At 50.3% G+C, this 18,799-nt stretch carries 14 protein-coding genes; 12 read left to right on the forward strand and 2 right to left on the reverse strand.

From position 1 onward, the window contains the following. The first annotated feature begins 33 nt into the window (after window positions 1-33). The 4 genes from LCH85_05325 to LCH85_05340 all read left to right on the forward strand — a co-directional run bounded on the left by LCH85_05325 (window position 34) and on the right by LCH85_05340 (window position 5,983). Window positions 34-936, forward strand: a complete 903-nt coding sequence (locus LCH85_05325) for an ATP-binding cassette domain-containing protein (protein MCA0351396.1) — start codon at window positions 34-36, stop codon at window positions 934-936. Next, on the forward strand, window positions 933-2,171 hold the full coding sequence (locus LCH85_05330) for an ABC transporter permease (protein MCA0351397.1): 1,239 nt from the start codon (window positions 933-935) through the stop codon (window positions 2,169-2,171). Before LCH85_05325 ends, LCH85_05330 begins: the two co-directional genes overlap by 4 nt. Then, complete coding sequence (locus LCH85_05335) at window positions 2,161-3,447, forward strand: ABC transporter permease (GenBank protein MCA0351398.1); 1,287 nt, start codon at window positions 2,161-2,163, stop codon at window positions 3,445-3,447. Before LCH85_05330 ends, LCH85_05335 begins: the two co-directional genes overlap by 11 nt. 160 nt (window positions 3,448-3,607) lie before the next feature. Next, window positions 3,608-5,983 carry a prolyl oligopeptidase family serine peptidase gene (locus LCH85_05340; protein ID MCA0351399.1) on the forward strand — a complete coding sequence of 792 codons (2,376 nt, stop codon included), beginning with the start codon at window positions 3,608-3,610 and terminating at the stop codon, window positions 5,981-5,983. Between the two features lie 50 nt (window positions 5,984-6,033). Here LCH85_05340 and LCH85_05345 read toward each other — a convergent pair whose 3' ends face one another. Further along, window positions 6,034-6,687: a thiamine diphosphokinase gene (locus tag LCH85_05345; GenBank protein ID MCA0351400.1), complete on the reverse strand. Its 654-nt coding sequence runs from the start codon at window positions 6,685-6,687 to the stop codon at window positions 6,034-6,036. After that, window positions 6,687-7,355 (reverse strand): HAD family hydrolase, encoded by a 669-nt coding sequence (locus LCH85_05350; GenBank protein MCA0351401.1) that lies wholly within the window; start codon window positions 7,353-7,355, stop codon window positions 6,687-6,689. Before LCH85_05350 ends, LCH85_05345 begins: the two co-directional genes overlap by 1 nt. Before the next feature lie 101 nt (window positions 7,356-7,456). Here LCH85_05350 and LCH85_05355 point away from each other — a divergent pair, with 101 nt between their 5' ends. The 8 genes from LCH85_05355 (at window position 7,457) to LCH85_05390 (ending at window position 18,798) form a co-directional block, all read left to right on the forward strand. After that, window positions 7,457-9,982: a glycosyltransferase gene (locus LCH85_05355; GenBank protein MCA0351402.1), complete on the forward strand. Its 2,526-nt coding sequence runs from the start codon at window positions 7,457-7,459 to the stop codon at window positions 9,980-9,982. 188 nt (window positions 9,983-10,170) lie between these two features. Further along, the gene (locus LCH85_05360) at window positions 10,171-11,331 is read left to right on the forward strand and encodes a glycosyltransferase family 4 protein (GenBank protein ID MCA0351403.1); all 1,161 of its coding nucleotides are present in this window, start codon (window positions 10,171-10,173) and stop codon (window positions 11,329-11,331) included. 9 nt (window positions 11,332-11,340) lie between these two features. Next, window positions 11,341-12,222 (forward strand): class I SAM-dependent methyltransferase, encoded by an 882-nt coding sequence (locus tag LCH85_05365; GenBank protein ID MCA0351404.1) that lies wholly within the window; start codon window positions 11,341-11,343, stop codon window positions 12,220-12,222. Window positions 12,223-12,243: 21 nt separating this feature from the next. Next, window positions 12,244-14,286 carry a glycosyltransferase family 39 protein gene (locus tag LCH85_05370; protein ID MCA0351405.1) on the forward strand — a complete coding sequence of 681 codons (2,043 nt, stop codon included), beginning with the start codon at window positions 12,244-12,246 and terminating at the stop codon, window positions 14,284-14,286. Then, window positions 14,286-16,169, forward strand: a complete 1,884-nt coding sequence (gene selB / locus LCH85_05375) for a selenocysteine-specific translation elongation factor (protein ID MCA0351406.1) — start codon at window positions 14,286-14,288, stop codon at window positions 16,167-16,169. Before LCH85_05370 ends, selB begins: the two co-directional genes overlap by 1 nt. A 103-nt stretch (window positions 16,170-16,272) precedes the next feature. Continuing rightward, the gene (locus LCH85_05380) at window positions 16,273-17,463 is read left to right on the forward strand and encodes a zinc-dependent metalloprotease (GenBank protein ID MCA0351407.1); all 1,191 of its coding nucleotides are present in this window, start codon (window positions 16,273-16,275) and stop codon (window positions 17,461-17,463) included. Between the two features lie 100 nt (window positions 17,464-17,563). Continuing rightward, on the forward strand, window positions 17,564-18,049 hold the full coding sequence (locus tag LCH85_05385; protein MCA0351408.1) for a hypothetical protein: 486 nt from the start codon (window positions 17,564-17,566) through the stop codon (window positions 18,047-18,049). Between the two features lie 71 nt (window positions 18,050-18,120). Beyond that, on the forward strand, window positions 18,121-18,798 hold the full coding sequence (locus tag LCH85_05390) for a maleylpyruvate isomerase family mycothiol-dependent enzyme (protein ID MCA0351409.1): 678 nt from the start codon (window positions 18,121-18,123) through the stop codon (window positions 18,796-18,798). The last annotated feature ends 1 nt before the right edge of the window (window position 18,799 follow it).

Raw genomic sequence — 18,799 nt, forward strand, 5'->3', positions numbered from 1 at the left:
GTAGGCTCCTAGCCTACAGGAGGAAACGATTGCATGGCAATGTTAAATATTGTTGATGTTAAAAAATCTTTTGCCGGAACTGAAGCAGTTCGTGGAGTAAGTTTTAACGTCGAACCTGGCGAATTGTTTGGGGTACTTGGCCCCAATGGTGCGGGTAAAACCACCACTATCCGCATGATTTTGGATATTTTGCGCCCCGACAGTGGCTCGATTGAGGTGCTGGGCGGTGCAATGGATGAAGCCAAAAAGAACCGTATCGGCTACCTGCCCGAAGAACGCGGTCTGTATCGCAACCTTAAAGTTTTAGATTGTATGGTCTATTTGGCCACACTCAAAGGCCTTGAGCGCAATGAGGCTCGCAAACGTGCCAGCGCCTATCTCGAACGAGTCGAGCTTGGTCATGTTGCCCAAAAAAAGGTCAGCGAGCTAAGTAAAGGTATGCAGCAAAAAGTGCAATTTGGCACAACTATTTTGCACGAACCCGATATTGTAATTATCGACGAACCATTTGAAGCGCTTGACCCCGTGAACACGCGCATGGTCAAAGATCTGCTCTTTGATATTCGGCGTGAAGGTCGGGCAGTGCTGATGTGTACCCACCAAATGCACTTAATCGAAGAAATGTGCGACCGAATTGTGATGTTCAATCGTGGCGAGATTGTTTTGAATGGGACATTACGTGATGTGCGTCGCCGTTTTGCCCCCAATGCAGTGTGGGTCGAAGGTCATGGCTCATTCGATAATTTGCCAGGCATTGAGAGCGTCCAAGCTGAAAACGGCCAAGTGCAGCTCAATTTGCAAGCTGGTACCAGCCCTCAAAGTGTTTTCCAAGCCTTGGCCAGCCGCAGCGACACCACCGTTGATCGCTTTGAAGTGGCGATTCCCTCACTCGACGATATTTTTGTGCGAGTGGTTAATGGGGAGCGTGGCCAATGAACAAGGCAAAATGGTGGACGATCGCTGCTCATGAATACGCTGTCCATGCCAAACGCAAAGGCTTTTTGATCGCCACTTTTGGCACACCACTGTTGCTAGCAGCAATCTTTGCGGCGATTTTTGCTTTTATCGTCTTTGGCGATCAGAGCAATAGCTTGGGGGTAGTTGATCAAGCTGGCATCACCAACCAACTACCAGCTACAGTCACAATCACCGATACATTGCGCAAAGATGTAGCAATCATTCGGTTTGATGATGAAAATTTAGCCAAAACTGCGCTCAGCAATCAAGAAATTGATGGCTATTTGGTTGTTCCCAGCGATTATTTGCAAACTGGCGCATTGCGTGGAGTTGCCGATGAGGGCAATTTGAGCAGCGATGCCCAAGGCCGCTTCAAAGATTACCTACAAAAAGCCTTGATCAGCCATCAAGCACCACTGGATGGCAAACGGGTATTGGAACCAATCGATCAGGTTTATAACCGCAAGCCTAATAGCGATGTTGAAATCAGCGAAGGCCAAGGTATTTTGCTGTTTTTCACGCCCTACATCTTTGGCATCTTCTTCTTCATCACCGTCTTTAGCTCAAGCGCTTATCTGATGACCGCCTTGGTCGAGGAAAAAGAATCGCGGGTAATGGAGATTTTAGCCACCTCAATGCGCCCATTCGAGCTGATGATGGGCAAAATTGTCGGGCTAGGCTTGGTTGGCTTAACTCAAATTAGCATCTGGGTTGGCACTGCCCTGCTCGGCTTTACGATTGCCCGCGCCAATATCGAAGGCATGGCCAATTTAACTTTACCAACCAATGTGTTGCTGATTGGCGTGGTGATGTTCATCCCAGCCTATTTGATGGTTGCAGGTGCACTCGGCGCAATCGGGGCTGGCGTTTCGGCAGTTCAAGAAGGCCAACAATTCTCAGGGATTATCTCGCTGCTGATGATTTCGCCAGTCTGGTTTATCACCTTGATTATTGAAAGCCCCAATGGCCCATTAGCGCTGTTCCTGAGCCTATTCCCCTTCACCTCGCCAATTGTGATGATGCAACGGGTGGCTTTAGTTAGCGTTCCAGCCTGGCAAATTGGCCTCTCGGTCTTGTTGCTGATTGGCATGGCGATCTTTATGATTTGGCTTTCAGCGCGGATCGTGCGGGTTGGTATGTTGCGCTATGGCAAACGACTTTCGTGGGCCGATGTACGGCGTGCCTTGAGCTTGGGAGGTCAGCATGGCGAATAAAATGTTCAGCGTCGCCCAAAATGAATTTATCAAACATATTCGCAAGCCGACCTTTTGGTTGGCTGTGTTTGGTATGCCTTTGATGATTGCGGTGATTAGCTTTTTGGGTCGCTCGGATGCCAATAGCAATCGCGATGGTTTTGCGGTGCCAGGTTTAGGCGACCCCGCCAAAATCAGCGAAGATATTTTGGCGGGCAAACTCAAAATCGGCTTTGTCGATCAAAGTGGCGTGATCAAGGGCATTCCGAGCAGCTTTGATCCACAAACTGCCTCATTATATCTGCAATACCCTGATATCGACCAAGGTTTAGCGGCCTTGGAAAAAGCCGATATTCCAGCCTTGTATGTTATTCCTAGTGATTATGTGGCAACTGGCAAGGTGCAACGCTATAGCAACCAAGTCAATCCATTTGGCGATTCGCTCCAATCGTCGCTGCTTGAATTGCTCCTGAGCACCAGTTTATATCCCGATACTGGTAGCAGCTATGCCTTTTTAACCCAACAGCCAACCGCTCAGCTTAAAGTCGAAGGGCCAGACGGTCCAATCAACAAAGCTGCCAATGAAGGCGAACGTATGCAATCGGCCTTTATTTTGGGCATGGGCTTGGCATTGCTGTTGTATATCTCAATCTTCTCATCGGCCAACTTATTGTTGCAATCGCTGATCGAAGAAAAAGAAAATCGTGTGATTGAAGTGATGCTTTCGTCGCTCCGGCCACGCAGTTTGTTACAAGGCAAAATTCTTGGTTTAGGCTTATTGGGCTTAATTCAAGTCAGCATCTGGATCACGATTGGTGCGGTTGTAACTGGTCAGGGTGCGTCATTGAGCAGCATGCTGGCCAACGTTGAGATTCCACTTGGGGCGTGGTTTTTGGCTTTGATTAGCTTCTTGCTAGGCTATGCTATGTATGCCTCGCTGATGGCTGGAATTGGTGCGGTTGCCAATACCATGCGTGAAAGCTCGCAGCTAACCGTGATTGTTGGCTTGCCAATTATCATTCCGTTGATCTTTCTGAGCATCATTATTGATCAACCAAATGGTGGCTTTACCACAGCGCTCAGCATGTTCCCATTGACTGCGCCGGTTGTGCTGACAATTCGCAGCGTTTTAACCAACGTGCCATTTTGGCAAGTAGCGGTTTCGGTGGTCTTGATGACCCTGACCGTCTTGGGCTTGCAATTTGTTACGGCTCGTATGTTTCGGGCTAGCACCTTGTTGCGTGGTAGCAAAGCCTCGTTTGGGGCAATGTGGCAGGCCTTACGGCAACCAGAGTAATGCAACAAACCAACGATTGCTAGCGTACATTCTGCTAGCAATCGTTGGCAAAATTGCTCTCGTTTTTTAGCAGCAAATCTGCTAAAGTAGACCTTAGTTGGAAATGTTCGCATGTTGGGCTTTGTGTGGAAGAGCTTTGCTCTAGGAGGAAACAAGCGTTATGCGACGACGCATCAGCTTATTGCTGGCTTTGTTGGCGATCTTGTTTACGACAATGCCTGCCTCGGCAGAAATTGTCAATGTACCCTACTTTGAAGAACCTGAGTTGCTGCTTGACGAAGACGAGTTGCTTAAACTCGCGCAACTGCAAGACAACACCTATCCCCGCGTTGGCACCACGATCAGCCCCGATGATACAACCGTGGTGATTGGCAACTACCGTTATAGCGATACTGGTTCAGCTTTCTTAAATGTTGTTGATGGCTCGATTGTACCAATTCAGCCATTGCAACTACCCGAAGATAGCGATTTCTTCCCTTTGGCAGCCACCGAAATGGTTTGGCTTGACAATGACAATATTGGTCAAGTCTTATACGACCTGTTTATGGGTGGGATGGTGCTGTCAATTAATCGCTATAGTGGCCAAATTAGCTTGTATCCAGTTGATTTGCCATTCTTGCCGTTATCGATTGCACCTAACGGCTCACGCCTGTTGGTGGTAACCTTCGATCAACTTGATCTTGAAGCAATGCGCCAATCACCTGATTCGGTGAAGTTGCCCTTCAATATCGAAGCTCCTAAAACCACCATGGAGCGGGTTCAACCCAAGGATCGGATTGCCTACTATAGCCATACCGATTCACGCCGCCACATGAGCGAAGAAACCCTCGATTTGGCAATCTTCGATCTGACGACTGGCGAATTAACCCCACTTTACAGCGTGCCTGATCATACCTTGCTCTACGATTATGCTTGGTCAAAAGATGGCAGCAAATTTGCCTTGATTCGCGATACGGTGATTTTGGGCGAAGGTTTTGGCGAAAAGCGCTTGGTTGATATCATGACCCAAGATGCGCTTGGTGGTTTGTCGCCCAAAGATAACCCACTCTTCACCGAAAATGTGCTCGATATCTTCGATCTGACGACTGGCAACTTCCAGCCAGAAGCATGGCGAGCCGTTGATGGCGATGGTCGGGTGGTACGCGACATCGAATGGAGCACCGACGGCCAACGCTATATTGTGCGTTTGGAACGCCCAGCCCAAATCGCTGGTCGCCCACACCCAACCTATATCTTCCCAGATATGGCGAGTTTCCAATTCCGTAGCGTTGATGGCACGTTGCAACGTGAATTATACGCGCCCGAATTGCAAACCCCAGAAGCCTCGGGCTTCTTCTATCTCTCACCAGATGAAGTCTTGTTCAATGCGGTCAATGGCACCAATCAAGGCTTGTACTACTTCAACCAAGGCTCAGGTGAGTTCCGCAAAGTATCAAGCATGGATGGCACCTATTTTGGGGTGATTACCACCAACATGAGCCGCCAGTTGATCTTTAGCTACATGTCATTCAACCAACCAGCCGATGTCTATCGTTTGAACTGGGATGGCCAAGCGCTCAGTCGCTTGACTTGGGCTAACGCCGAGCTGGAAAAGATCAATAATATTCGGGTTGATAACGTTTCGTTTACCGTCAGCAGTGGCGCACAACGCAATGGCTTCTTAATTCAACCTGCTGGCGCTGAGTTCCCACCAAAAGATGTGCCAATCGTGATGTGGCAAGAAGGTGGCCCACGCGCCACCATGACCCAAATCTTTGCCTCAAACACCGAAAACCCTTACAACCTGTTGCCAAACTTTGGCATCGCCGTGTTGTATGTGCCACTGCCAGGCCGCTTGGGCTTCGGGCCAGAATTCTTGAACGCCTTGGCTGATAACGATAACTTCGGCAAGATCGACATCGACGAAGGCGCTGAAATTATTGGTCAAGCCATCTCACGTGGTTGGACTTCGCAAGGCAAAGTTGGGGTTACCGGTTGTTCATACGGCGGCTATTTCAGCGCCCAAAGTATCACCCGCCATCCAACTCGCTACGCTGCCGCCAACCCACAATGTACCTTGCTCAACAATGCTAATGAATTCCACTTTGGCTTGGGACCATTAATTGCCTACCTCGAAGGTGGCACACCAATGGATAAGCCCGCTGAATATGCCGCCGATTCGCCATTGAATCGCGCTGATCGCGTGCGCACCCCAACCCTGTTGTTCCATGGCGAATACGACTTCTTGCCAGTCAAGTATGCCGTTGACTTCCATGACCAAATCGAAATTCAAAAGCACCGCGTCAAGTTGGTGACGTTTGAACTCGAAGGCCACGGTTTGGGCGATCCAGCGAACCAATATCGCGCCGCTCAAGAACAAATCTTGTGGTTCCGCCAATATTTGAGCGGTAGCCCAAGTGTCGCCGCCGAGCCAGTCGTGACCGATGCCGCAACCATGACGGTACCTGAAACCACTGATGTCATCGTGTTTGCAGAAACCGCTACGTTTGCAGCACCAAGCTTGCAATTCGGCAAGAATCTGATTACTGCTGAATAACTAATTTCGGAATGAAACAGGCGGGGCAATAGTTGCTCCGCCTGTTTCATTTAAGCCAAGTAGCCCGACTGTAGCTCGCGTTCGATCATCGCCAACAACAGCCCTGAGCGAATGCTAACTTGCGCCGATTCTGTTGCAAATTCGTTGCTAACGCCTCGCGCTGGACCAATCGGCAAATCTTCGTCGCGCAATGGGTAGCGTAAACCTTCAGTCCGTACGCCTTGCACATCACCCAAGGGCAACAGCGAAACCCGCAAACCAAGTTTGCCGTGCAGCTGCAATTGATCACGAATCAAGCGCACTTCCCAGTTGGCATCAAGCAGCGCCACATCACGCCCAATTAAGGCTGGATGGGTCAGCAAGAGTTGGTTGGCCATATGCATATCGGGTCGACCACCAAGCGCCGCCAAAATCCGAATCTGATCTGCGCCGCGTTCAACCGCTAACAACAACGCCAACTCCAGATCGGTTTCGTTTTTGGCCGCCGGAAAGCGCTGAATCTCAACCTTGCGGGCTTGCATAATCTCCAAGGTTGCAGGCTGAATCGAATCTAAATCGCCGATAATCACATGCGGCGTTACGCCATGATTCAAGGCATGACGTGCCCCGCCATCAGCAGCAATCAATAAATCGGTACTGCTCAATAAAGGCAAAGCCGCCCGAATATCGGCTTGCGGCGCGTCGGCAATAATAACTGCTAGCATTAGGCTCCTTGGCTCAGTGGCGCTAAATCTAATAATTCAGTCAGCGAGTTAATTACATAATCGGTTTGCACAGCCCGAACTTTGGCTTCAGGCCGCTGGAGCAGTACAGTGGTCATACCAAATTTGGCTGCGCCAGCATGCTCTTGGGTGTCGCCATCGCCAACATAGACCACCTCACGCGAATCAACTCCCAAGGCATTAAGCGCATGTTGATAAATGCCAGGCTCAGGCTTGGCCGAACGCACATCGCAGGAGTAGGCAATTGCATCAAACAAATTCAGCAAGCCCAGCGGCTCCATCATCGGAATCGTTTCAGCTGAGCAGTTGGTAACCAAGGCAATTTGGTGGCCGCGTGCTCGCAAGGCTTGCAAGGTTGGAATCGAATCGGGATAAACGCGAAGCGTGCTGAAAAACTCCAAGCGTTGTTTGGTCAGCGTGGCATGCACTTCAGGCGTAACCGTAATGCCCAAATAGCCCAAGGTTTGATCAACAATCTCTTCGGCCAAGCGATAGGTGCCAACCATCCGCGCTTGATATGAACGCCCAGCCGCAGCATGAAAGGCATGCTGTTCGATGCCCAACAATGGGGCCGCCAAACTGGCCCAGTTGTAGGCTGGATCTGGTTCAATCAAGGTAAAGTACAAATCGATAAACACAGGTCGTGGCATAAACACTCCGTCGCAAAATATTCTTGCAGCTATTGTATGCAGATTGGCGTTTTATGGTACGATGCTGGCTGATTGTGGCCTGTAATTCCGAAGGGTTGTGCATGGATCGGCCCAGCGTTTCGATCATTGTGATCAATTTCAATGGTAAAAAACACCTTGTTGATTGTTTAAATTCGTTGTTTGCTCAGCGCTACCCAAGCAATGCGCTTGAAATAATCGTTGTCGATAATGCCTCGCACGATGGCTCTTGCGATCTGATTCGCCAGCAATTTCCCAAGGTTCGCTTAATTGAAAATCGTGAGAATCTGGGCTTTGCTCCAGCCGTCAATCAGGCTGTACGGCTCAGTCAAGCCCAATATGTGGCCTTGATCAATAACGATGCCAAAGCCGACCCTAACTGGATCGAGCATTTAGTTGCCGATATCGAAGCTCATCAAGCTGAAAAGGTGCTTGCGGTTGGCGCAAAAATGCTCAATTGGGAAGGCCAGCAGATTGATTTTATTCAAGCGGCGCTGAATATTTTTGGCCATGGCAATCAGCCTTTTACCCGTATGCCAACTGCCAGTGTTGCCGGCCAAGCTGGCCCACAACTGTTTGCTTGTGGTGGAGCCATGCTGGCCGATCGGGCGGCGTTTTTGGCCATTGGTGGCTTCGACGAAAGCTACTTTGCCTATTTTGAAGATGTCGATTTTGGCTGGCGAGCATGGTTGTTGGGCTACCAAATTCGCTTTAATCCAGCAGCAGTCGTCTATCACCGCCAACATGCCACCGCCAACACCATGGGCGGGCATCAAATTCGCACATTGCTTGAGCGCAACGCCCTGCGCACCATCATCAAACATTATGCCGATGAGCAATTGTGGCGCATTCTGCCAGCCGCCCTGTTATTGATTATTCAGCGCAGTTTGCTTGATGGCAGTGGTGGCTTTGATCGCAAAGAATTTGATTTACGTTTGCGTAAACAGGGCGATCAAACCAGCACCATGCAAGTCCCCAAAATTATGTTGAGCTATATCGCAGCCTTGGGCGATGTGCTTGATGGGTGGGAGAGCTTGTGGGCTGAACGCCAACGCCTACAAAAGCTTCGCCAACGTAGCGATGCTGAATTGTTTAATTTATTTGAACAACCATTCGGCCTGATCGATATTGATATTCAATTGCATATGCAACAAGAACAATTGATTGATAGCTTTAAATTGCGAGAACTTATGCCCAACCCTACCACAAATGTGTTGATTGTCAGCATTGATCCGTTACACGAGGCTTTGGCTGGTCCGGCAATTCGTAGCGTGCAAATCGCCAAGCAACTAAGCCAATCGTGCAACGTGGTATTAGCAGCGCCGGATCGATCAGATCTGGTTATTCCTAATGTCCAAACTATCGCCTTCCCTAGCAACGATGGCACAAGTTTGGGCGAGCTGGCGCTGAATGCTGAAGTGCTGATTGTCCAAGGCTATAGCTTGCAAAAGTATCCCCAATTGGTCAATGCTGAACGCATTTTGGTTGTCGATCTCTACGATCCATTTCATTTTGAGGCGCTCGAACTAGCCGAAAGACGCGGATTAAGCCTCGAACGCGCGATTGAGCTCAACGATTCAAGTGTGGCAGCCTTGACTGAACAGCTAGCGCTTGGCGATTTCTTCATCTGTGCTAGTGAACGCCAGCGCGATTTGTGGCTGGGAGCCTTGACCGTTAGCAAGCGCCTGACTCCAGAGCACTATCGCAATGATCCAACCTTGCGCAAACTGATCGACATCGTGCCATTTGGCTTGCCCAGTGAGCCACCCCAAGCAACCCAGCCGGTCATGCGTGGCGTAATTGAGGGCATTAATCACGCCGATGTGATTGCGTTATGGGGCGGCGGTATCTGGGAATGGCTTGATCCATTGACAATCATTCGCGCCATGGCCGAATTGCAGCAGAGCTACCCCCAATTAAAGTTGGTATTTATGGGCGGGCAACACCCGAATGCCCAAGATGTTGGGGTGATGCAGCGGTATGGCGAGGCTGTTGAACTAGCAAAACAGCTAGGTTTATATGCTAAAACGGTCTTTTTCAATCAAACCTGGGTCGCCTATGATCAACGGGTCAACTATTTGCTTGAGGCAGATCTTGGGGTTAGCGCTCATCATAATCATACTGAAACCCGCTTTGCTTTTCGCACGCGCTTGCTCGATTACCTCTGGGCCAGTTTGCCAATGATCGTTTCGGCGGGCGATAGTTTGGCCGATTTGGTGCAGCAACAACAGCTTGGCCAGGTTGTCGCAATCGAAGATGTTCAGGGTTGGGTTAAGGCGTTGGTGCATGCTGCCGAACAACCAGCCGATCGTCAGCAACGCCAAGCCCAATTTGCCCAAATCCAACAGGCTTATACGTGGGAACAAGCTTGTGCGCCGTTGGTCGAGTTTTGTCGCCAACCACACTATGCTGCCGATAAACGCCGCACCGTCAAAGCCCAAAGCAAGCAACAAGGCCACACCAGCATGCGCTACCGCATGGATGAGCTTGATCGGGTGGTTGCTGAAAAAAACGACCATATCGCTCAGCTTGAGCAGCACATCAAAGGCCTCGAAAATGGCAAAGTGATGCGCTTGTTAAAGTGGGTCAATCGGTTGCGAAAAAGTTAAGGGGCAGAGCATTTAACCACGAAGGACACGAAGAGCACGAAGAACGACATAAACACTCCTTCATGTAGCTGCGTGCCTTCGTGTCCTTTGTGAATCGAATCCCCGATCCCCAACAACCAGTCCCCGATCCCCATTCTATAGATAAGGTATAATGAGCCACGTTTAACTAGTATGGCTGGACTTTTCCCATGAAAATATTATCTGCCTTGACCTACTACGCGCCACACTGGACGGGCTTGACAATGCATGCCCAACGGGTGGCTGAAGGACTCGCAGCTCGTGGACACCACGTCACCGTCTTAACAATCCAGCATGAGCCAACGCTGCCAACCGAAGAAATCTTGAATGGGGTGCATGTATTGCGGCTTAAGCCTGCGGCTCAAATTAGCCGTGGCATGCTCGCACTCAATTTCCCATTTGTCGCCGCTAAACTGATTCGTAGCCACGATGTGGTGCATGTGCATACGCCTCAACTTGAGGCCTTGCTGCTCTCAGGCTTATGCCGCGCAATGAATAAACCATTGTTGATGAGCCATCACGGCGATTTGGTCATGCCAACTGGCTTGATCAATCGGGCGATCGAGAAGGTGATGATTGGGCAAATGGTTTTAGCAGGCAAATTGGCGCGGCGGGTTAGTGCCTATAGTCGCGATTACGCCGCAAACTCCAGCTTTTTGCAAAAATTCACCAATAAATTGACCTATATTTACCCACCAGTTGATTTACCAACCCCCAATCCAAGCCAAGTTGCCGCTTGGAAGGCTGAACTTGGAATCAGCGATAAGCCAATTGTTGGCTTTGCAGGGCGCTTCGTTGAAGAAAAAGGCTTTGATTTCTTGCTCAAAGCTATGCCAATGATCGCCGAAGTCTTTCCTGAGGTGCGCTTTGTGTTTGCTGGCGAGCACAAAATGGTTTATGAAGATTTTTATTCCACCTGTTTGCCAATGATCGAGCAAAACCGCGAACGAATTGTGTTCCTCGGTTTGTTGCGCGATGCGCAAAAACTTGCCAATTTTTATGCAATGTGCGACTTGTTTACCTTGCCCAGCCGCACCGATTGTTTGGCAATGGTGCAGATCGAGGCTTTACTAGCGGGCACGCCGTTGGTCACCAGCGATATTCCAGGCGCACGGGTTGTCGTGCAGGAAACCGGCTTTGGGCGCTTGGTGCAAACTCAAAACCCTCGCGCCTTAGCCGATGGCATTATTGAAGTGCTTAAAAACCCTGAAACCTATAAAGTGCAGCCAGCCAAAGTTGAACAAGTCTTTTCAGTCAAAACCATTCTCGATAGCTACGAGCGGACGATGGCCGAAATGTGTGGTCAGCCCGTTTCTGCATCGGTTGTATAAGGAAGAGCGATGAACATGACCGAACAACCCTATGCCCCACTAGCCCCACACGATGCAGCCCTGATGGATACAATGCTGCGCAACGAGGCCGACCCTGCCTATAGCCGCCGCGCCCGCCGCTTGATGCAATATCTTGATTTGCAAGCTGGCGATACGGTGCTGGATTGTGGCTGTGGCTATGGCTTCTATACCCAGATGATCGATAAGCTGCGTGATTTGCATGTTGTGGGCTTTGATGAAGCCTTTGATCGACTCTTGGTTGGTCAAGAACATGCCAATCGCGCGACCTTTGTACGCGGCGATGGCCAAGGCATGCCCTTTGCCGATAATAGCTTCGATAAAATTCTGCTCTCAGAAGTACTCGAACATATTCCCGACCAACAGGCAGCCTTGCACGAATTGCGCCGCATCATTAAGCCTGGTGGCATCTTGGCAATTTCAGTGCCGCATGCCAATTATCCGCTGTGGTGGGACCCCGCCAGCTGGATCTGGACGCGGCTTGGTGGCAAACCCTTCACCCATACCAAATTTGGCAGCATTTGGGAAAACCATGTGCGCTTGTATGAGCCAGCCGAATTGGTACGTCAAGTGCGGATGGCCGATTTCGAGGTTGAATGCTGCGAAGAAGCTACTCACTACGCTATTCCGATGACTCCTTATGTGGTATATGGCATTGGCAAGCCTTTAATTGAATCGGGTATCTTGCCTGAAAGCTGGATGAAAAGCGCCGACCGCATGCGTGGCGACCAAAACCAAGGCAGCAAATTGAATCCACTCAACCTTGCACGCGGCATTATCAATTATGTTGACCAACTCAATGAACGCCCAGAAACTTTAGATAAACGCAGCTTTGTGAATGTCTTTGTTAAAGCCCGCAAGCCCTTGAGTTAAGTCTGTCAGGAGATCGTGTCCATGCTACGAGGTGTCTTCCCAAGCCAGCGTCTAGGCTGGCTTTGGCTTTTAGGCTTGCTTGGAACAGCCCTAGCGCTCATGCTCAAGGTGCAAGCTCAACTTGAATTCCGCCATTTCAATGGGGCAGTTTTGCTTGGGGCAGCGGTTGCGCTCGGCATTTGGTGGTGGCTGATCAAGCGCCAACCGCCACAAGCTGATAGCTTGCCTGAACTCAATGATCAGCCGTTAGATCACCTAACCTTGCGGCTTGGCATAAGTGCAGTTGCTTTGCTCAGCGGTTTCGTCGCATGGAATAATCTCTTTGGCAATGAATTCAACCCACTCTCGACGTGGACATGGCTGCTTGCGATTGGCTTATGGCTGTTGGCATGGATGCCCTGGCATCGCCCACGCTTGCCCAAAGCTGATCGGGCCGAAACCCAACGGGCATGGCTGACCTTCGGCTGTTTGCTGATTGTCACTGCTTTTGGCTTATGGATTCGGCTATATCGGCTCGATCAAATGCCGTATGACATGACGGTTGACCATGGCTGGAAGATGGAAGATGTTTACACCATTTTGCAGGGTGGTCGCCCATTATTTTTGCCCAATAACACAGGCCGCGAGCCAGGCCAATTCTATTACATCGCCATGTTGATTCGCTTTTTTGGTGTGCCGTTTGGCTTTATCGCGCTCAAACTTGGCAATGTGATTATCGGCACCCTGACGATTCCGTTTATCTATTTGTTTGCGCGTGAGCTGGGCGGGCGCAAGTTGGGCATTTTGAGTGCCGCCTTGTATGCGCTGGGCAAATGGCCGCTCGAAACCACCCGCATGGGGTTGCGCTTTCCTTACGCCACCTTGCCCGCTGCGCTGGTGTTGTGGTCGCTCTGGCGCTATGTGCGCTTGGGCAAACGCAGCGATGCCTTGTTGGTCGGGTTATGGATGGGCATGGGTTTATATGGCTATATCGGCGTGCGAGCAGTACCCTTCGTCATTGCCGCCGTATTTGGCCTGATGCTGTTTGAGCGACGACGACGCAATCCCAAAGGCTGGCTCAAATTGCTCGGCCATGGCAGCTTGACGTTAATTACAACCGCCTTGATTTTCTTGCCACTAGGCCATTTCATGCTCGATTACCCCGATGTCTTTTGGTTTCGCGTCAGCACCCGTACCAGCAACCATACCGATGATATTAGCCGCGAATTTTGCCAAACTACGAGCAGCGAACGTGAATGCGATATTAAAAAATTCGTTGCCAATAATGTTAATTTAGCAGTCGCTTTTAACTGGCGTGGCGATCGTAACGAAGTTAATAATGTCCGTTTCGATCCATTGCTTGATATTGTCAGTGCGGCTTTGCTCTTGTTGAGTTTGCCAATCGTCGTATGGAGGTTGGTGGTTGAGCGTTCATGGCGTTGGTGGATGCTCGTCGTCGCATTGCCATTACTTGGTTTAGCCACAACGTTGAGCTTAGCCTACCCAATCGAGAACCCCAGCGCGGCGCGAACTGGCGTGCTGATGCCAGTGATTTTTACTATGGCCGCTGCACCGCTAGCCTTGGCGCTTGAATGGCTAACCAAAGCCAAGCCGTTTGAGCAATGGTGGCGCGGCAAATCAGCCGTGAGTGGATTGCTGAGCATTGGCTTAACCATCTGGCTGCTGGCATGGGCTGGGCGCGAAAATTTCCAGCGCTACTTTGTTGATATGGCCCGCCAATACACAGGCTTTATCCCGAATAACCGTGAGGTTGCCGATGCAATTCGCTACTATCGCGATGCCCAAGGCGTGCCCTACGAAAATGCCTATCTCATGCTCAACAGCTATTTCTGGAAGGAATCGCGCAATATCAGCGTGCATCTGAATGATATGCAATGGTATGTCAACAACACGATTAAACCCGAAATGGCGCTGGTCGTACCAGGCAATCGGCCATTAATTTACATTCTCAATCCCGACGATCAAGCGCATATTGATCAATTGCAACAGGAATATCCCGAAGGCGAGTTGCGCCGCATTAGCAGCGCCGTTGGCAAGGATTTTCTGGTGTTTCATTTACGCTAATGGGAATTACGCTCGGCACTGCTGGCCATGTTGATCATGGCAAATCAAGCCTTGTTCAAGCCCTGACAGGCATCAACCCCGATCGCTGGGCAGAAGAACAGCGCCGCCAAATGACGCTTGATCTGGGCTTTGCCTGGTTCAGCACACCCGCTGGTCATTCGGTCAATCTGGTTGATGTGCCGGGCCATGAACGGCTAATCAAAAATATGTTGGCTGGGGCAACTGGTTTTGATGGGGTGCTGTTCGTCGTTGCCGCCGATGAAGGCATGCAGCCCCAAAGCCATGAACATTTACAAATTCTCAATCAATTGGGCATTGAGCATGGGTTGATCATCATTAGCAAAATAGATCTGGTTGATGCTGAATGGCTTGAATTTATCAGCAGCGACATTCAGGCGCAATTTGCCGCTACCAGCCTTGCCAATGCGCCAATCGTGCCAGTTTCGGCGCGAACTGGGGCTGGCATGGCTCAATTGCGCCAAGCGCTTGACCAATTAATCAGCCAGCTGCCAGCCCGAACAATCCAGCAACACCATCCGCGCTTGCCGATCGATCGGATGTTTAGCATCGATGGCTTTGGCACAGTCGTCACTGGAACGCTGCGCGACGGCAATTTAAGCGTGGGCATGGAAATCGAAATTCTGCCCCAACAATTGCGTGGGCGGATTCGCGGCCTGCAATCGCAGCAAATCAGTTACGCCAGCGTGCAGGCAGGCATGCGCGTGGCGGTTAATCTGAGCGGCATCGAACGCCAAAGTCTCAAGCGTGGCGATGTACTGACATTGCCGCAAACCTTTGAGCCAACCAACTTACTTGATGTGTTGATTGAAACCACCGCCGATGCCCCAAGCTTGAGCCATAATCAGCCTCTACAACTTTACCTTGGTAGTGCCGAACTGAGTTGCACCCTCGCCCTGCTCGATTGCGACGGCTTGCCAGCCAAACAACAAGCCTTTGGCCAATTGCGCTTACATCAACCAAGCATTGCCCAACGCGGCGATCGTGGAATTTTACGGCGTGCCTCGCCTGCCGCCACGCTTGCCGGAATACGGGTGCTCGATGCCCATCCCCAACGCCATCGGCGCATGCGCCCAGCTGTGATTGAACAGTTGCAACAATTAGCCAATGGCTTGCCTCATGAAATTCTGTTACAGCACATTCAACAGCAATATTTAACCTGGCAGGAACTGCAACAACGCAGCGGCTTCGATTCGCCAACTGCCCTAGCTGCGCTCAATACTGGCTGCAACAACGGCTTAATCAGCATCGTCTCAGCAACAATGGCGACACTCACGGCTAGCAGTTTAATCACAAGCATAGCTTATTGGAGCCAATTACAAGCCAATTTGCGCCAGATTCTGGCCGAATATCATGCCATGTGGCCGTTACGCTCAGCCATGCCCCGTGAGGAATTACGCAAACGGATGGGGTTAGCAGCCAACAGCTTTAATCAAATATTAAACGCTGTAGCCGAGCAACCATGGCTCAGCATTGAAGCTACGCAGATTAAGCTAACTGAACATCAAGCCCAACCTAGCCCTAGCCAACAAGCCCAAATCCAAGCCTTGTTGGGATTGTGGCAAAGCAATCCAGCCCTACCGCCAAGCCGTGAGCAATGGCCCAAGCTTGATCAAGAACTTTGGCGCTATTTGCTACAAACCGAGCAATTGATTCATATTGGCGCAGAGGTCTATTTCTTGCCGAAGCAATACCAACAGATGCATACTTGGGTACTTGAGCAACTTGCTGCTGGCCAAAGCATCAGCCTTGCCCAAGCCCGTGATGCTTGGCAAACCAGCCGTAAATATGCCCAGGCCATGCTCGAACACTGCGATCAACTGCACATTACCCGCCGCGTTGGCGATCTACGGGTAGCCTATTGAGCTTAACAAAGTGTTAGAAAAGCTTGGCACGCCTAGCCCCACCCAAATGCTCGTGTTATGCTGAAGTGAATGGCGTTTGTGCCAGCGGAAAGGATGTCGAAACGTGAGGACAAAACGTTTATCAATTAAGCAACTTGGGAGTGTGCTATTGATCAGTGCCGCCGCAGGCGCTGGCGCACGCTATCTCGCCAATAAAACCCGCCAACAAGGCCAAAAAATCTACGATTATACAACCCCGCAAAAACTGATCGATTGGTCAGTTGCCCGCATGATCGCCCTGCGAGTCTCGCAATGGCAAGAGCATCCCGTGATCAATCGAGCTGAGCGCCAAGCCGAATACGATCAAATGGTTGAGCGTAGCCAACCCTTAATCGACGATTATTTGAATGTCAAGCTGCCCGAAACGCTTTCGCGGGTCAAAGTCGTTGATCGCAAAGAGTGGATCGATGCCAATTTGCGTTCATTTGAGCGCTTGTTTGAGCCAATTGAGCAACTTTATCGCCAAGCAGCTCAAAATGCAGGCCGCAATCCCTCGGTCAATGCGATCAATCGGGCGTTTGTCGGCGCACAAGTTGGGGCAATGGTTGGGGTTTTAGCGCGAAAAGTGCTAGGTCAATATGATCTCAGTTTGCTTTCGCCGCAAGCCGAGCCAGGCATGCTCTATTTTGTTGAGCCAAATATTGCCCGCGTGCAACAAGGTTTGGGCGTTGATGATCATGACTTCCGCTTGTGGATTACGCTGCATGAAACCACCCATGCCTATGAGTTTGAAGCTTATGGCTGGGTGCGCGACCATTTCAGCAACTTGATTCAGCGCTATTTCAACGAGCTTGGCGGCCAACTCGATGCGCTGCGCAATGGCGTTGGCAACTTCATCAACCGCATTTTCAGCAATAGCAAAACGCCCAGCGATGGCCATTGGATGGAGCAGCTGTTGACTCCAACCCAACGCCAAGTATTTAGTGAACTCCAAGCCCTGATGTCGTTGGTCGAAGGCTATAGCAACCACATTATGAATGCGGTTGGCCGCGAAATTCTGCCAAACTTCGAGCAGATCGAAGCTCGCATGAGCGATCGCAAAGAAAAACGCTCGATCTTCGATGAATTGTTCAATCGGATCACAGGTATGAGCCTCAAAATGCAGCAATACGAACAAGGCGAACGCTTCGTTAATGCAATTGCTGATCATGGTGGCAAGGACTTAGCTGCCCGCGTCTGGGAAGGCCCAGCAATGTTGCCAACCCTCGAAGAAATTCGCAACCCGCAACTGTGGATTAACCGCGTTGGTGCATAAATAAGCATCGATTAATTCGGCCATGCCTAAGTTGCTGCAATTTAGGCATGGTTTTTTGGTTAAAATACTGCTGCTCTTTTAACCAAATAGGTACAATTGTATGAATGAATTAATCAATCAAGCCCAAGCAGCCTTACTCAGCGGCGATCTCACCCGTGCCCGTGGTCATCTAGCCCAGGTCATTCAACAGGAACCCCTGAATGTTCTGGCATGGCTGATGCTCAGCGAAGTAGTGCACGAGCCAGAGCGCCAGCGCGAATGTTTACAGCGGGTTTTGGCTCTAGAACCACAAAACCAAACTGCCCAAAAACGCCTAACCGCCCTCGATCAACCAACTACCGTAACTCAAGCCGCCCAACTGTCAACGCCCTCAAAACCGCGCCAGCCACAACCAGCGCAACTAATAATTGCGCCACAAACACCGACCGCAGCCACCATGCAACCAATTTCGATTATTTCAATTGGCCTAGCCTTATTAATTCTCTTGGTTATTGCAATTGTGGTGCTACGCGGTTTGCCCGAAACTGCTGGCGAACAATCGCGGGTCGTGGAAGGCTTAATTATTGTTATTCGCAAACAGCTTTAACTAGCCTCTAGCCATCGATACAATGTGAAGCATGATACAATATCTTGAGAATTTTAGTGCTTGGAGTTGCCATGAATGCTTCGCAATTGCTTAAACAAGAACGCGCTGATGCCGTGGCATTACTTGAATCGTTAACTGAAGAACAATGGCAGGCCACCACGCTTTGCGAAGGCTGGACTGTCACGCATTTGGTGGCGCATATGGTCGCCCGCGAAACTCAGCCTGTGCGCTTTATTTTCGCCGAATCGACCAAAGGCAAGCTTGGTTTGCACCCCGACGATTTGATGCAACAGGCCTTGAAGCAAGGTCGGTTTGCCTTATTGCAAAAACTGCGCAATGGCCCACCAGTAGCGTTTCGCTTACCTGGCCCAGCTTTGGCTAATTTTGTTGAGCAGTGGGTACATAACGAAGATTTACGCCGCGCTGGCTTGAATAAACCCCGTGTCTCGCCGCCAGCAGTCCAAGATTTAATTTGGAAATTGCTGCATATTAATGCTCGCATGATGTTGCGCTCGTTCAAAACGCCTGGAATTATTGCGCTCGTTCGGCCCAATGGCAAGTCCTTGGCCTTTCAGGTTGGCACTGGATTGCCGCGCCAAGCGAACCCCAACGATGCAGCAGTTAAATTAATTGGTGAGCCAGGTGAGATTTTGCTGTATTTATTTGGCCGCAAAAGTGCCGCCAATATCAGCATCGAGGGCGACCCACGCTTGGTTCAGGCCTTACGTGAAGCTGTGATGGCGTTATAGG

The sequence above is a fragment of the Chloroflexota bacterium genome (genome assembly GCA_020161265.1).
In the GTDB taxonomy this organism is placed as follows: domain Bacteria; phylum Chloroflexota; class Chloroflexia; order Chloroflexales; family Herpetosiphonaceae; genus Herpetosiphon.

Coding starts and splice junctions, on each gene's coding strand:
- LCH85_05385 (MCA0351408.1), top strand. CDS start 17,564: ATGAATGAATTAATCAATCAAGCCCAAGCAGCCTTACTCAGCGGCGAT.
- LCH85_05335 (MCA0351398.1), top strand. CDS start 2,161: ATGGCGAATAAAATGTTCAGCGTCGCCCAAAATGAATTTATCAAACAT.
- LCH85_05360 (MCA0351403.1), top strand. CDS start 10,171: ATGAAAATATTATCTGCCTTGACCTACTACGCGCCACACTGGACGGGC.
- LCH85_05365 (MCA0351404.1), top strand. CDS start 11,341: ATGAACATGACCGAACAACCCTATGCCCCACTAGCCCCACACGATGCA.
- LCH85_05345 (MCA0351400.1), bottom strand. CDS start 6,687: ATGCTAGCAGTTATTATTGCCGACGCGCCGCAAGCCGATATTCGGGCG.
- LCH85_05340 (MCA0351399.1), top strand. CDS start 3,608: ATGCGACGACGCATCAGCTTATTGCTGGCTTTGTTGGCGATCTTGTTT.
- LCH85_05350 (MCA0351401.1), bottom strand. CDS start 7,355: ATGCCACGACCTGTGTTTATCGATTTGTACTTTACCTTGATTGAACCA.
- LCH85_05330 (MCA0351397.1), top strand. CDS start 933: ATGAACAAGGCAAAATGGTGGACGATCGCTGCTCATGAATACGCTGTC.
- selB (MCA0351406.1), top strand. CDS start 14,286: ATGGGAATTACGCTCGGCACTGCTGGCCATGTTGATCATGGCAAATCA.
- LCH85_05325 (MCA0351396.1), top strand. CDS start 34: ATGGCAATGTTAAATATTGTTGATGTTAAAAAATCTTTTGCCGGAACT.
- LCH85_05355 (MCA0351402.1), top strand. CDS start 7,457: ATGGATCGGCCCAGCGTTTCGATCATTGTGATCAATTTCAATGGTAAA.
- LCH85_05370 (MCA0351405.1), top strand. CDS start 12,244: ATGCTACGAGGTGTCTTCCCAAGCCAGCGTCTAGGCTGGCTTTGGCTT.
- LCH85_05390 (MCA0351409.1), top strand. CDS start 18,121: ATGAATGCTTCGCAATTGCTTAAACAAGAACGCGCTGATGCCGTGGCA.